Genomic DNA, 13666 nt, shown 5'->3' on the forward strand with positions numbered 1-13666 from the left:
GTGGTACCAGTACGGTACTGGTGTGGCCCGCAGGGGCGCGCCTGGCTTCCCGTTCCTCTCGTGGCTGTGCGGGCTTTGGCCGCGGACTGGCGCCGGGGCGTGGCGTTGGTGTGGTACAAGTGTGGTACTGCCGGGCGCGTTGAGCTGACGGCGCCGGTCTTGGGATGCGCGGGGCCGGGACCTACCAGTGTGGTACCAGTACGGTACTGGTGTGGCCCGCAGGGGCGCGCCTGGCTTCCCGTTCCTCTCGTGGCTGTGCGGGCTTTGGCCGCGGACTGGCGCCGTACCAGTGTGGTGTTGGTGTGGTCGAGCCGCGGCGGTACCGCAATGGCGTGGTCTGCGGTGCGGTGTCGATGTTCAGCTGATGCTGTCCACTTTGGCCGGAGCGGCCTAAAGTACCGTGCTGGTATGGTACCAGTATAGTACCAGTGCGGCACGCGCACTGGCCTGCACGATGACGTAGTCCTGACGAAAATCCTCTGCTTAGGTTGGTTGAGGTTAGCGCGGGGAAAGGCAACCTTTCTGGGGAACGATGTGCGTGGGGGGCGACAGGGGATAGCTTGCTTGGATGCGTGGAAGTGAAATCGCATCTCCGTAGGCAAAAACATCGTTTTTTGAGACGCAACAGTGGCCGCGATAAGGGAGAGGGCCGCTTAGGGGTGCACTTCTTCATCTGATTGCAGGGGGTCCCGGAACGGATCAATAACGACCGATATCTTTAGTCGCGCGCGGGCTGTCCGTCATGTAGTTCACTGGAGTTTGAGGCTCTGGTTGCTTCGTTGTGGATGGGTTAGCGTCTTGTCCGTCCATGAGGCAGCTGACGGGAGCGGCGATGCGGATATCGAAGGTGTTGGATCCGGCAAGCAACGCGGTGTCGTACACAGTGGTCGGCGTGGCCGGTGTTGTGGAACCGGCGGAGCGGTATTTGCGGTATCTGGCCGAGACCGAGCGGTCACCGAACACGATCAAGGCTCACGCCCACGATTTGAAGGACTGGTTCGTTTTCCTGGACGAATACGGTCTCGACTGGCAGTCGGTGAAGCTGGAAGACGTCGGGGCCTTCATCCGGTGGCTGCGACGTCCGCCGGACGTGCGTGGCCAGGTCTTCTCGGTGCTTCCCACGATCGGGCACCATTGCGGTGAGGCGACGGTGAACCGCAAGCTTTCCACCGTATCGATCTTCTATCAACATGCCGCCCGACATGGCCTTGACCTCGGCGAGCTGATCACGTGCTGGGACCCGTCCGGCCGCCAGGGTGGCTGGAAACCCTTCCTGCACCACATCAGCAAGGGCGCCGCGAAACAGCGCCGGGTGGTGAAGCTTCCCGTCACGGCAAGGATTCCCCGCCTGCTGGCCCCCGACGAGGTCCAAAGCATTCTGGATTCGTGCGGGCACCTCAGGGACCGGCTGCTCTTCGCACTGCTCCATGACGCGGGTATCCGGATCGGTGAGGCCCTGGGACTCCGGCATGAGGACATCGCCGTGGCCGAACGGGAAATCACGGTCCGCCGGCGCGACAATACCAACGGTGCGCGCGCGAAATCGCCCCATTCGCGAACCATCCCCATTACCGCCGAACTGATCCGGCTGTATGCCGACTACCTCGACGTCGAATACGGTGACCTGGATTCCGACTACGTCTTCGTCAACCTGTGGGGCCGGCCCCACGGGCAAGCAATGACATATGCCGCCGTCCATGACCTGGTGCGGCGGCTCCGGCGGCAGACGGGCATCGCGTTCGACCCGCACTGGTTCCGACACACCTATGCCACCCGGATGCTTCGGGAGAACGTCCCGGTCGAGGTGGTCTCTAAATTGTTGGGCCATGCGAGCCTGACAACGACGGTCAAAACCTATGCCCATATCTCCAGCGATGACGCCCGCCGCGCACTGGCCGATGCGGGCTGGTTCGCCTCCAGGACGGTGACGATATGACCACCTTGCATCCCGTGCCCTCACGAAACGACCAGCCGGCGGGCCGGACGGGGCCCACGGGGAAGGCCGGACCGGGCGCCGCGCCGTGGGAGAACGAGTTCCCCAAGGACGTCTGGCATGCGAGAGCCCTCGGTATCTCCGCCCGCAGCCAGGTTACGGTCCACTTCGAAAACATCACCCGGCCCTGGTTGAAGCAGCTAGCCAAACGATGGGCCCGCTGGCGGCTGACGACCGGGTTGACGGTTGAATCCGCGGTGCTGGGAACCAAAGCCGTGGAAAGCTTCAACGCCTTTCTGGATTCAACGAGGATCACAGTCACCGGCACCGCCGACATTGACCGGGAGGTGATCGAAGGGTTTCTGGCTTACCTGCACACCCACAGCGCCGGAGCACCATCGCACCGGATCCGGATCGGCCAGTTCAACACCTTCCTCCTCACCATGCGCCGCCACGGATGGGTGACTGATCTGCCCAGTACGGCCCAGATCTACACCGAGGACTATCCCAAAGAGACGGTCCGGCAGCCCCGGGCGCTGAGTGAATACGTCATGGCCCAGCTGGAAGACCCGGAAAATCTGGCAAAAATGGCCAGCCCGCATCACCGGTTGATCACCGTGATCCTGATCCGGTGCGGGCTGCGGATCAGCGATACGGTGGCCCTGACCCAGGACTGCATCACTCGGGACAAGGACGGCGCCCCGTATCTGCGGTATCTGAACCACAAGATGAAACGCGAGGCGCTCGTCCCCATCGATGAGGACCTCGAACGGGCCATCGCGGAGCAGATCAGCTACGTCAACGGCACGGGCAATTCCGGGACACGCCTGCTTTTCGCCCATGACAGGGTGGACGTTTACGGCGCCGGACACATCAGCGCAAGCTCGTACACTAACGCTCTTCGCTCATGGGTCAGGGAGTGCGATGTCACCGATGAAAACGGCAGCCCTGCGGTGGTCAGCCCGCACCGTTTCCGCCACACGCTGGGCACCAGACTGATCAACCTCGACGTCCCTCAGGAGGTCGTACGCCGGATCCTGGACCACGACTCCCACCAGATGACAGCCCACTACGCCAGACTCAGCGATACGACCATCCGGCGGCACTGGGAAGCCGCACGGAAAGTCAACGCATCCGGCAGCGTCGTCGAACTTGATCCCGACGGCCCCCTCGCCGAGGCCGCCTGGTCCAAACAGCGCCTCGGCAGGGCCACCCAGGCACTTCCCAATGGCTATTGCGGCCTCCCGGTCCAGAAAACCTGCCCGCACGCCAACGCCTGCCTGACCTGTCCCATGTTCATCACCACCGCCGACTTCCTCCCGCAACACCGCGAACACCGGACGCAGGTCGTGCAGATAATCTCCGCCGCCGAAGCCCGAGGCCAGCAGCGGCTGGCCGAAATGAACACCCGGGTCCTCGGCAACCTGGACCGCATCATCCAAACACTCGACAACGGAACGCGAGAAGGCCCCAGCCACTTACTCGAGGAGGACAACCGTGCGGGCAGATAACAGCCGCTACATCCGGCAGGCCGCGGAACGCCGGCACGAGCTCACCCGCTCCAAAGCCGTAGCGGCACTGCGTGAACTAGAAAACCAAGGCGACGCCGTCACGTTCGAAGCCGTAGCCGCGGTCGCGGGAGTATTCCGCTCCTGGCTCTACACGCAAACCGACCTGCGCGCGGACATCATCGGACTGCGCGACGATCGTCCACCCCAACCCAGAGCAAGCCGAAGCAGCGCAAGCACGGGCTCCGTTCGGGCCCGCCTCACCGCTTCTCTTGAACGGAACCGCGAGCTAACCGCAGAAATTGAACGCCTCAGACACCAACTCGCACTCGCATTGGGACACGCAAGGCGTCGGAACTCAGCGGGCTCAGAGGAAGCGTGACTGGGCGAACGTCGTCCGGCGCAAAGATGTACAGCTGACTTTCCAGGGCCTGCGCGATGGAGCATGCTGACTTTCCAGGGCCTGCGCGATGGAGCATGATGGGCCGCTACGCTTGGCGAGTGGAAATTCGAGGCGTCCTATTCGATCTGGACAACACCCTGTTCGATCATCCGACATCTGCCCGCACCGGAGTCGACGCGTTCCTTCGACATCTCGGAACAGAGCAGTCCGACGAACTGACGCGTTCGTGGTTTGAGATCGAGCAAGTCAACTACGACCGGTTCCTCACCAAGGAACTCTCTTTCCACGAACAGCGCCGTGAGCGGCTCCGCGACTTCCTCCCTCAAACCGGGCTTGCCGTTCCCAAAACGGATACACAGCTCGACGATCTCTTCGCCGTCTACCTCAGGAAATATGAGGAAGCGTGGATAGCGTTTCCGGACGCGGCACCCGCCCTGCTGGATCTACGGGCCGCCGGCATACCGGTGGGCGTCGTCACCAACGGGAACCACGACCAGCAAACCTCGAAAATCAACAGGATAGGCCTCGAACCGCTGATAGACCGGATCTTCAGCTCGGAACTTACAAGCCACGCCAAACCGGCCCCAGAAGCGTTCGCCGAGCCCTGCAAAAGCATGCGATTATCGCCTGCCCAGACCCTGTACGTCGGGGACAACTACCGAGTTGATATCGAAGGAGCCCGGAACGCGGGACTACAAGCCATCCATCTCAACCGGGAGGGCACCAGAGGTAAGGGGACAATCCAAAGTCTCGCGGAATTGCTTCCACTTCTCATCGAAGGAACTCTCGTCACCTAGGTGGTCCCGTGGGCGAAACCATCTCGAGTGAATCACGATTTTCGGACAGACTCCGGGAACCAAAGAGTCCCCGGATGCACGTCCTGGACATTGTCCAGAGCGCAAGTGCCCCGTAATCACAGGGTCGAACGCGCGCGACTAAAGATATCGACCGTTTCTGACCCGCCATCGGCATGCCTCCTAAAAAAACGAAAAAGCACTCATATCGTGTGTGACTGTTGGCGATAAATGGCGGTGTTTTAGCGCCGCTCCGTGTCGCCGTCGGATCACGTTCCAGGGCTGGCAGGCTGTTTTCGCGTTCGCGGCGTTGGCTCTGGTTCTGGGTGCGGGGCCGCTGCGGGCAGTGGCTTCCCGCCGTCTGGTCCTCCTCGCAGGGCTCGGTGCCATCGCAGCACTCGTGGTGGATGTCTTCCTGTACTGACCGCGTCAAAAGCAGGCAAGCAGGGGCAGGATTGTCGTGGAAGGCCGAAGGCCCGCCCGGTTTCTGTGCGGACGGGCCTTCGGGGATTGTGGTGCGGCTAGTTGTTGCCGGTTCCTGGCTTGGCGCGGCGGCCGACGAGGTAGGCGCCGACGCCGACGAGGATCAGCAGGACCACGCCGATCCCGATGAACCATCCGGTGTTGTCCGGGGTCTGGGATGAGGCCGGTTCCGCGGCCTGGGTTTCGGGCGTCTGCGTTTCCGTTGCCACGGCTGCCGGCGTGGTGACCGGCGGAGCTGCAGTCGCCGGGGCCGACGCGGTGGTCGCCTCCGATGATGCGTGGTCGTCAGTGCCGGCGAAGGTGAAGGTGAACTTTCCATCGATCGGATGGCCGTCGGCGGAAACAGCGCGCCATTCGACGGTGTGCTTGCCGGGGTGGTCGATGTCAGCTGCGGTGGTCAGCGTGGCTCCGTTGACCGTGAGCTCGCCGGTGCTGACGGTGTGACCGTCAGGTGCGGTGACCTTGATGATGTTCGAGCCCTTGAGCTGGGTGTTCGGCGGGTTGTTCAGGGTGATGGAGACCTTGCCGGGGTTGGTGGTGATGGTCTGGCCCTCGGCGGGGCTGGTGGAGGCCAGGGCGTCGTGGGCCTGTGCCGGGGCGGTTCCGGCGAGGGCGCTCAGGGCAAGGACCGCGGTGAGAGCGGCAGCTGCACGGGCGCGACGGAATGAAAATTTCAAGGAAAGGTGTCCTTTCGGGACAGCCTGCCACCGGTTTCGGGCAGGCAACAAGAAAAGTGGGGGATGCATAGAGCCGGCGCCGCTCGGCGTCAGACGCTGACAGTGCCGGGAGAAGACGCCGGTGGGCCGCGGAGCAGCCGGGTCCCCACCGCCGGGTGCAGTCCCGGGATCCAGGAGGCCCGCGGCGGTGCGGGTGCTGTCCACTGAGGGAGCGGGCTGGGGTTCAGGTCGATGGTCTGTGGGGCGAGCCATGCCAGCGCGCGCCACAGCATGGTTTCGCCATGTGCGAGCAGCAGGGCTGTGGCTGCGACGGCGAGGACGTGAGCGGTGACCATGAGAGGGCCGGGGAGAGCAGGGACGTGCAGGGTCAGGGCACCGGTCCCTGCGGCGCAGTCCGGGATGGTCTGGGCCTGGTGGTGGCCGTGCGCCGCGATCCCGGCCGGGCCGCAGTGGCCTACCGGTCCTGGCAAGGAGGTGAATGCGGTGTGCAGGGCCAGCTGTCCGGCGCCGAGGGCGGCAGCGATTGAGGCGAGGCTGAGCCGCCGCCGGGCGAGGACCGTGACCGGGAGCAGGACCAGAACCGCCAACAGCCCGAGCACCGGGGCGGGTGGAAGGTGCCCGCCGCCGGCGGTGTGCGCGGCGGCCGCGAGGCCGAGGATCAGCCCGGTGATGGTGAGCGCGCGTGGGAGCGTCAGGGGCGCCTGCGCGGGCGCGGGACTGCCGTTCTGGCTCGGTTCCCCGGTGCGGGCTCTGGTGGCGGGCATGGGATTAGTCGTGGGTGGGTTCGCCGGTGAGTTGGTGGTCGGCGTGGTTGATGGTTTCGCGGATCAGCCGGATCAGGTGCCCGTCGTGCAGGGAGTAGATGACGTGCCGGCCGTCCTTGCGGGTGTCGACCAGGCCGCTGAGCCGGAGCTTGGCGAGGTGCTGGCTGACCACGGTCCGGGGTGCCGAGGAGGCGGCGGTGAGTTCGGTGACGGTCCTGGGGCCGTCCGCGAGCTGCCAGAGCAGGTGCAGGCGGGTGGGTTCGGCGAGCATCCGCAGGGTCCCGGCTGCTGCTTCGAGCAGCTGCGGGCCGGGGGCGACGTCGTGGACGAGCGAGGGCTCAGCGGCGTGCGCGGCCGCGGTCTCCGGCTGGCTGCTCATCACCCTGCTCCAAACTCTCGACGGTGTCCGTGGTCGCGGCGGTGTGCCGGGGCCAGGACAGGAATGCTCCTGCAGCCCCTATCATCGCAAGAACTGTCAATGCCAGGGCTGCCGTGCCCAGCCCGGCCGCCGCGCCGGCGATGCCGGCCAGCGGGTAGCTGATGATGTAGCAGGCGTGGGAGAGGGAGAACTGGGCCGTGAACACATAAGGCCGGGTTTCCTCGGTCGAGGCTTCACGCAGGAGCCGCGACGACGGGGTCAGGATGGTCGAGTTCCCTGCGCCGAGCAGGAACCACAACCCGAGCAACCACCACCAGGTCGCATCCCCGGCGGGCAGGAACAGCAGGGCCGTGGCCCCGGCCAGGGCTGCCGGGATGAGTGCGGCGCCGGTGAGCATCACGGTCCGGTCCCCGAGGCGGTCGAGCAGCCGCGGGGCCCCAACGGCCACGATCATGGAGCCGACGCCGAAGCAGGCCAGGGCCAGGGCCAGATCGGTGTCCGGGCGGTGCAGGACCTCCCTCACCACCACGACGGTGTTCACGAGCACCAGCGCGGTCGGGGCGGACACGACCAGGTTCAGGGCCAGCAGGGACCGCAGCCGCCGGTTCCGCCAGAAGATCCGGGCGCCGAGGGTGGTGCGGTGCCACAACGACGACGGCGCAGCGGCCTGGGCCGGGCCGGCGGGCAGGGTGGTGATGATGACCATGAACGCCGAGAACAGGAACCCGCCGACGGTGCCGAGGAACAGCTTGTTGTAGCTGAGCACCCCCAGCAGCAGCGCGGCGATCGCCGGGGACACCAGGGCTTCCATGTCGTAGGCGAGGCGGGACAGTGACAGCGCCCGCGTGTAGTCCTTCTCGTTCCTTAAGACGGCCGGGATCAGGGACTGGAACGCCGGGGTGAACGTCGCCGAGGCCGACTGCAGCAGGAAAATCACCACGTAGATCTGCCACGTCTCGGTGATGAACGGCAGGCACAAGGCCATGCCCGCCCGGATCAGGTCTGCGCCGATCAGTACCGGCTTCTTCGGCAGCCGCGCCACCAGGGCGTTGATCACGGGAGCGAAACCGACGTAGGCGAACATCTTGATCGTCAACGCGGTGCCCATCACCGCGCCGGCGTCCTTGCCGGCCAGGTCAAAAGCCAGCAGTCCCAGCGCGACCGTCAACAGACCCGTACCCAAAAGTGCGACGATCTGCGCGGCGAACAGCCGCCGGTATGTCACATCCCGCAAAACCGATAACATCCCAGCAAACCCCTCAGTGTGCATATGTGCATGTCTATGCACCTAATAAGGTTATCCTTGAATCGCGTGCTCCGCGACACTGAAAGGCTTCGTCATGACCCCTCCTACTGACGGCCATGGGCTGGGCCGTGGCTGGTAGCCGCCGGCGGGCGCGGACAGCTGCGCCTGATGACGCGTCCGGGCATCCCGCAGGTGATGAGAGCTCCCGGGCTGTCCTTGCTGTCGTCGATGTCCCGGGCCATGGCCGGTTCTTCCTCACCGATGCGGCCTTGGAAATGATCGGGGTGTTCGGCGGGACGCTGCACTGTTACCTGGGACCGGGAGGGTGCCGGAAGCAGGGCCTGTACTTCTCCCGGACACTGCCCCGAAAACCACTCCTGTGTGAAGTACGGACCGGCAGGGGCGATGACAAAACTTTCGGGGTCATCGGATCGCGGCTGGAAATCAGCGTCAGCCATGATCTTGCCCCGAAGCTGGACGGTGCCGTCCTGGATTTTGGGCAGTACAACAAGATGCAGCGTTTCGTCTGGGCGTCCCTGCCTGCGGTGAAAGGACCGCAATGCACCTGTCTTCGCTCGACCGGGGTCCCGGCCGGCAAGCGATCCCCGTGCCTTGATGACGCAGGAATCGGCCTGACCGACCTGTAGAAACTCTCCGCTGGTCCTGCAGAACAGGCGCCCGCGGCACCAAACCCAACCCACCATGAAAGGAATCCCATGTCTGTTGTGAAGATCAACGCCATCCACGTCCCTGAAGGCAAGGGCCCCGAGCTGGAGCAGCGCTTCGCGGCCCGGGCCCACGCGGTGGACGGGCAGCCCGGATTCGAAGGCTTCCAGCTGCTCCGCCCAGTCAAGGGCGATGACCGCTACTTCGTTGTCACGACCTGGGCTACTGAAGGGGACTACCGGAACTGGCGTGACGGCAAGGCCGGCGAGCACCACGGCGGCGACCGCCGGCCTGTCGCGACGGGCGCTGACCTGCTCGAATTCGAAACGGTCGAATTCTGACCGGGCGGTCTTTTCCCTGAATGGCGGCCGTCCTCAAGGGCGGACGCCATTGCTCCTTCGGGAGGCGGCAGGGCCACGATGCAACCGTCCGGTCGAAACGGACCCTGCGGGGTCGCTGCTGTTATTTGGCGGGCTCCATGATTCGCAGGACGGCGTGTCCGTTGATGTCCTGGAGGGGGAAGTAGACCCGGTGGGTGACCTGGTCGACCGCGACGGTGTGGGCGTGGTCATTGAGCTTGGCCGACGCCACCGGGACCAGGGCGCGGTCGTGCTCGTCGAAGATACTGACGGTGCCGTCCTCGGCTGCGAGGTAGAGCCGGTGCAGGCCTTGGTCGAACGCCAGAACGTCCGGGGTGTTGCCGGTGTCGAACCGGGCCGTGATCTCCTTGCTGCGCAGGTCCAGGACGAGGAGTTTTGCGTTGCCTTCGCAGGCGATGAACGCCAACTGCTTCGCCCCGTCGATGAAGAGACCGTGGGGTCCGTCGCACCCATCGACCTTAAGCCGGTCCGTGACGGCGTCGGTGGCAGGGTCGATGATGAGCAGCTCGCCGCGGCCCTGCCCGTTGACGAACACCTTCCCGCTCGTCGGGTCGTAAATGACGTTTCCGGTCCCGCCGCCGACCTCGATCGGCGACCGGGCCTGACCGGTCGCGAGGTCGATGACGGTCAGGGCATGATCATGTTCGTTGGAGACGTAGGCCTTCCCATGGGCCGGGTCATAGGCTATCCCGTCGGGAAGGTCGCCGGACTTCACCCGGCCGGTTTCCCGGAGGGTGCGGGTATCAATGAGGGCGACCTCGTTGGTACCGGCGGCGGCGGCCAGGAGCGTGTGCCGCTCAGGGGCCACCATCACGCCGTGGACCGAGGCCGTACCCTGGGCCGTTCCGTCCACTGCCGGCTTGCCGAGGTCCACGACATCGACCGTGCCGTCTCCCATATGGGCGATGTAAAGCCGCCGGGCAGCGGGGTCAATCGACTGGTAATCCAGCCGTGTCGCCCCGCCAGGCAACGGCAGGTCCTGCACCTGTCTCAGTGGCAGGGCCGAGGCGGGTGCCGGGCCGGAGCAGCCGGCCAGCATCAGGGCCGCCGGCAACACCGTGGCAGTGACAGCACGGCGAAGGATCGCGGGGAACGGCATGGGTGTCTCCTGTCGCTCAGAGGATAACGACGTTCACAACGAACGCGGTGACCGCGCCGGCGGCGATCACCAGGTACGGACGGGACAGCCGGGACCCCGCGGCCGCGGCCAGGGCCGGGGGCAGGCCGCCTGCGAGCAGGCAGAGGATGTCTCCGGCGCTGACGGCCGGCATGAAGTCATCATTCAGGGACCACAGGTTTGCCAGCAGCCGCCACCCCAGGACGGCGACAAACGTTCCGGCAGTGGCAGCAGCCAAAGGCAATGGCTGCCAGTGGCAGGCCCGGGCCGCAGCAGCCACCGCCGAACCGGAGATCAGTGCGGCGGCCAGGATCAGTGCGGGCGGGACCATGCTCCCTCCCCCTTTCAGGCCGGGCGGCCATCGGCTTTACCCCCACGCCCAGTCTAGTGCAACCATGGTTGCACGATTACCATGGGTAGGTGAGTAATGAGTCTTTTCCCGCGGGATCCTGGGTGCTGCTGAACTACCGGATGCCACGCACCCCTTCCAGCCCGAGGGTCGCCGTCTGGCGGCGTCTTCAGTCCCTTGGCGTTGCCCAGCTGGGAGACGGGCTTGTCGCCTTGCCCGCGGACGCGCGGACAAAGGAACATCTGGAGTGGATCGCCGCCGAGGTCGAGGCCAACTCCGGGACGGCCACCGTGTGGGTCGGCCGCCCGTCCAGCCCCGCCGGGGAGCGACGGATCGTGGCAGCGATGCAGGATGAGCGCCGCAAGGAATACCTCGCCCTGGCCAAGGACGCCGGCGACGCGGCGGCCCTGCCGGATGCGGCACGTGCCCGCGCCGCCAAACGCCTTCAACAGCAGCACCGGAAGATCGGCCGGCGGGACTACTTCCCGCCCGCCGAACGCGAGACCGCCCGCGCCGCAGTCAAATCCATCCTCCAACCGGCGTCCGCACTACCGCCCGTAGCACTCCAAGCGGGCCAATGAAGTGGGCCACACGCCCGGGCGTGCACGTTGACCGCGCCGCCTGCGCCTGGCTCATCCGCCGGGCCATCGACCCCCAGGCGGATTTCATCTACGTTAGCGACGCCGCTGACGTCCCTGCCGACGCGACCCCGTTCGATATGCCCGGCGTTGACCTCGGCCACCACGGGGCGGACTGCAGCTTCGAGACCATCCTGGACAGATACGAGATCCACGACCCGGTCCTGACCGCAATCGCCGAACTCGTCCACGAGGCAGACATCGAAGATGACCGCTTCGACGCCCCCGCCGCGCCGGGTCTGGACGTCATCATCCGGGGCCTGTCCCTCACCCTGGACGACGACGCCATCCTGGCCGCGGCCGACCCGATCTTCAACGGACTCTACGAATACTTCAAACGGGGCCTCATCCTCGGCCGCGACCCCGCCTGACGCGCCACGCCAACGAGCTGCCGGTAGATGCCATATTCGAAAGTGGCGTATTGACGAGCTTTTGGCCGCCTATGGGTGCCTGTTGAGCTTGGGCAAAGTCACGCGGTGGAGCAACGTATCGGGCATGGATTAGACGTAGACCCGGTTCAGGCCCGGTCGCGGCCGATAACGAGTTGGCGTTTGAAGCCCTTGTTTGGGCAGTGCGATCTGCGGTTGCAGGACCACCGTCGCGACGCCCGCGACCAGTGGGATCGTGACGCGAATATGAGCTGGTGGTAGCCGCCGGGGCGCCGGGGCGTTCTGGTCGCCGCGATTTCAGCGACAGTGGGGGAGGGGCCGCATGTCTGTGACCGTGGCCTCGTACGCCATCCCTACCTTGCAACCACGGTTACGCTACAATTGCCGTAGTTGGGGTGAGTGGAAACCCCAGACCCGCAAGCGGTCGGCGGAAGCCGAAACGGCTCCACCGCCGCCGGTCGTCAGGCCCGAACTCTCTGCCTCGCGTGCATGCATGCGCACGGGCGGGGCCTCGTGTGAAAGGAACCTCAATGTCCCGATTCGGAAAACGGACTCCTTGGTCCCGCAAGGACCGCGAACCGCACGAGGAACAGGGGCCCTCTATCGTCCGAGACGGGGAGCGGGAGGACGACGAGAGCAGCACGCGCGCCGTCCTCGACGACGCAGCGAACCCCTACCACCGCGCCGGTGACCGGTGGAGCAGGATCCCGATGATCATTGCCTTGGTCCTGATCGGGCTTGTGGTGCTCTTCGCGCTTATAGAGTTCATCCCCGGCCTTGGCGGATGACCTCCCGGGCCCCCTCGACAAGCCGGCAGTGGGTTTCCCCTGCCATAGCGGGCGGCCCGCAAGTCCTGGCCATGCTGCGCCCCGAACAGATGTGACCCTGGTTTCGGACACGTCCGCGGGGCCGGAGCCCTGCTCGCATCCATTGCGCCGCCGAACGCCCGTCTTGGTCTGCCCGGGGAAACCGGGTCCGCCTGACCGAGAGGACCCGAGCGGATGCTGATGTCGCCCGCCCCCGCCTGGACAAAGGCGCCGTGGTTCAAGCCCACGGTGACCGCCGTCGGGGCGGTCATCGTGCTCGGGCTGCTCGTCTTGTTGGCCAGGTGGCTCCGCAGCAACGGGGAGGTCTCGCATTTCATCGCCACGTATCCCGGCCACGCGACGCTCCATGGTGACGCTTCCGTCGGGATCCCGGCCTGGCTGAACTGGCAGCACTTCTTCAACATGTTCTTCATCGTGCTGATCGTGCGCTCGGGGATACAGGTCCGCTTCACGACGCGGCCCCAGGGCTACTGGAAGCGCAACAACAAGGGCCTCATCAAGACCAAGGGCCAGCCGGAGAAGATCAGCCTGGCCCTGTGGTTCCACCTCACGCTGGACGCACTGTGGGTGCTCAACGGGCTCGTCTACTGGATCCTGCTGTTTTCGACGGGGGAGTGGAGGCGGATCGTCCCGACCAGCTGGGATGTTTTTCCTCACGCGGCGTCCGTGGCGATCCAGTACGCCTCGCTCGACTGGCCGCTCGAGAACAACTGGGTCAATTACAACGCCCTCCAGCTGCTGGCGTACTTCGTGACCGTGTTCATCGCGGCCCCGCTCGCGGTCCTGACGGGACTGCGCATGTCGGGTGCGTGGCCGGCGAAGGCGCCGCGGCTTAACAGGGCCTACCCGATAGAGGCCGCCCGGGCCTTGCACTTCCCGGTCGCGATTTACTTCGTCGCGTTCGTCGTCCTCCACGTCTTCCTCGTGCTCACCACAGGTGCATTGCGCAACCTCAACAACATGTTCGCCTCGAACGACGGCGAGGGCTGGCTTGGCTTCGGATTCTTCGTGGCTGCGATCGTGGTCATCGTGGCGACCTGGTTCCTCGCACGGCCGCTGTTCCTGCGGCCGATCGCCTCGCTCACGGGCTCCGTGACCCGGAACTGACGGAAG

General features: G+C 65.5%; 16 protein-coding genes. 10 read left to right on the forward strand and 6 right to left on the reverse strand.

The window, feature by feature from the left end:
- Positions 1–808 precede the first annotated feature (808 nt).
- The 4 genes from J2X98_RS10835 (at position 809) to J2X98_RS10850 (ending at position 4641) form a co-directional block, all read left to right on the forward strand.
- On the forward strand, positions 809–1936 hold the full coding sequence (locus tag J2X98_RS10835) for a site-specific integrase (protein ID WP_307307775.1): 1128 nt from the start codon (positions 809–811) through the stop codon (positions 1934–1936).
- The gene (locus tag J2X98_RS10840; protein ID WP_307307778.1) at positions 1933–3444 is read left to right on the forward strand and encodes a tyrosine-type recombinase/integrase; all 1512 of its coding nucleotides are present in this window, start codon (positions 1933–1935) and stop codon (positions 3442–3444) included. The genes J2X98_RS10835 and J2X98_RS10840 overlap by 4 nt, the downstream gene beginning before the upstream one ends.
- Positions 3431–3823 carry a transposase gene (locus tag J2X98_RS10845; RefSeq protein ID WP_307307781.1) on the forward strand — a complete coding sequence of 131 codons (393 nt, stop codon included), beginning with the start codon at positions 3431–3433 and terminating at the stop codon, positions 3821–3823. The genes J2X98_RS10840 and J2X98_RS10845 overlap by 14 nt, the downstream gene beginning before the upstream one ends.
- Before the next feature lie 119 nt (positions 3824–3942).
- Positions 3943–4641, forward strand: a complete 699-nt coding sequence (locus J2X98_RS10850) for an HAD family hydrolase (RefSeq protein ID WP_307307784.1) — start codon at positions 3943–3945, stop codon at positions 4639–4641.
- Between the two features lie 518 nt (positions 4642–5159).
- On the opposite strand, the gene J2X98_RS10855 is transcribed toward J2X98_RS10850, so the two are convergent.
- From J2X98_RS10855 to J2X98_RS10870, 4 genes are all read right to left on the reverse strand, one after another.
- The gene (locus J2X98_RS10855) at positions 5160–5798 is read right to left on the reverse strand and encodes a copper resistance CopC family protein (protein WP_307307786.1); all 639 of its coding nucleotides are present in this window, start codon (positions 5796–5798) and stop codon (positions 5160–5162) included.
- Between the two features lie 89 nt (positions 5799–5887).
- Positions 5888–6562 carry a hypothetical protein gene (locus tag J2X98_RS10860; protein WP_307307792.1) on the reverse strand — a complete coding sequence of 225 codons (675 nt, stop codon included), beginning with the start codon at positions 6560–6562 and terminating at the stop codon, positions 5888–5890.
- Positions 6563–6566: 4 nt separating this feature from the next.
- Positions 6567–6941 carry an ArsR/SmtB family transcription factor gene (locus J2X98_RS10865; RefSeq protein ID WP_307307795.1) on the reverse strand — a complete coding sequence of 125 codons (375 nt, stop codon included), beginning with the start codon at positions 6939–6941 and terminating at the stop codon, positions 6567–6569.
- On the reverse strand, positions 6901–8187 hold the full coding sequence (locus tag J2X98_RS10870; RefSeq protein WP_307307797.1) for an MFS transporter: 1287 nt from the start codon (positions 8185–8187) through the stop codon (positions 6901–6903). Before J2X98_RS10870 ends, J2X98_RS10865 begins: the two co-directional genes overlap by 41 nt.
- 128 nt (positions 8188–8315) lie before the next feature.
- Between J2X98_RS10870 and J2X98_RS10875 the strand changes: the two genes are divergently transcribed.
- Positions 8316–8834: a peptidase gene (locus J2X98_RS10875; protein ID WP_307307800.1), complete on the forward strand. Its 519-nt coding sequence runs from the start codon at positions 8316–8318 to the stop codon at positions 8832–8834.
- A 69-nt stretch (positions 8835–8903) separates the two neighbouring features.
- Complete coding sequence (locus J2X98_RS10880) at positions 8904–9194, forward strand: antibiotic biosynthesis monooxygenase family protein (RefSeq protein WP_307307803.1); 291 nt, start codon at positions 8904–8906, stop codon at positions 9192–9194.
- A gap of 121 nt (positions 9195–9315) precedes the next feature.
- On the opposite strand, the gene J2X98_RS10885 is transcribed toward J2X98_RS10880, so the two are convergent.
- Together J2X98_RS10885 and J2X98_RS10890 are read right to left on the reverse strand one after the other, a co-directional pair.
- Positions 9316–10332 carry a YncE family protein gene (locus J2X98_RS10885; RefSeq protein ID WP_307307806.1) on the reverse strand — a complete coding sequence of 339 codons (1017 nt, stop codon included), beginning with the start codon at positions 10330–10332 and terminating at the stop codon, positions 9316–9318.
- Positions 10333–10348: 16 nt separating this feature from the next.
- Positions 10349–10681 (reverse strand): hypothetical protein, encoded by a 333-nt coding sequence (locus tag J2X98_RS10890; RefSeq protein WP_236803200.1) that lies wholly within the window; start codon positions 10679–10681, stop codon positions 10349–10351.
- 89 nt (positions 10682–10770) lie between these two features.
- Between J2X98_RS10890 and J2X98_RS10895 the strand changes: the two genes are divergently transcribed.
- The 4 genes from J2X98_RS10895 (at position 10771) to J2X98_RS10910 (ending at position 13660) form a co-directional block, all read left to right on the forward strand.
- Positions 10771–11280, forward strand: a complete 510-nt coding sequence (locus J2X98_RS10895) for a Chromate resistance protein ChrB (protein ID WP_307307812.1) — start codon at positions 10771–10773, stop codon at positions 11278–11280.
- On the forward strand, positions 11277–11708 hold the full coding sequence (locus J2X98_RS10900) for a chromate resistance protein ChrB domain-containing protein (RefSeq protein WP_307307815.1): 432 nt from the start codon (positions 11277–11279) through the stop codon (positions 11706–11708). The genes J2X98_RS10895 and J2X98_RS10900 overlap by 4 nt, the downstream gene beginning before the upstream one ends.
- 548 nt (positions 11709–12256) lie before the next feature.
- On the forward strand, positions 12257–12514 hold the full coding sequence (locus J2X98_RS10905) for a hypothetical protein (protein ID WP_236803173.1): 258 nt from the start codon (positions 12257–12259) through the stop codon (positions 12512–12514).
- A gap of 219 nt (positions 12515–12733) precedes the next feature.
- Positions 12734–13660, forward strand: coding sequence for a cytochrome b/b6 domain-containing protein (locus J2X98_RS10910; RefSeq protein ID WP_236803203.1), 927 nt, complete (start codon positions 12734–12736; stop codon positions 13658–13660).
- The last annotated feature ends 6 nt before the right edge of the window (positions 13661–13666 follow it).

Source organism: Pseudarthrobacter enclensis, from assembly GCF_030811655.1.
In the GTDB taxonomy this organism is placed as follows: domain Bacteria; phylum Actinomycetota; class Actinomycetes; order Actinomycetales; family Micrococcaceae; genus Arthrobacter; species Arthrobacter enclensis_A.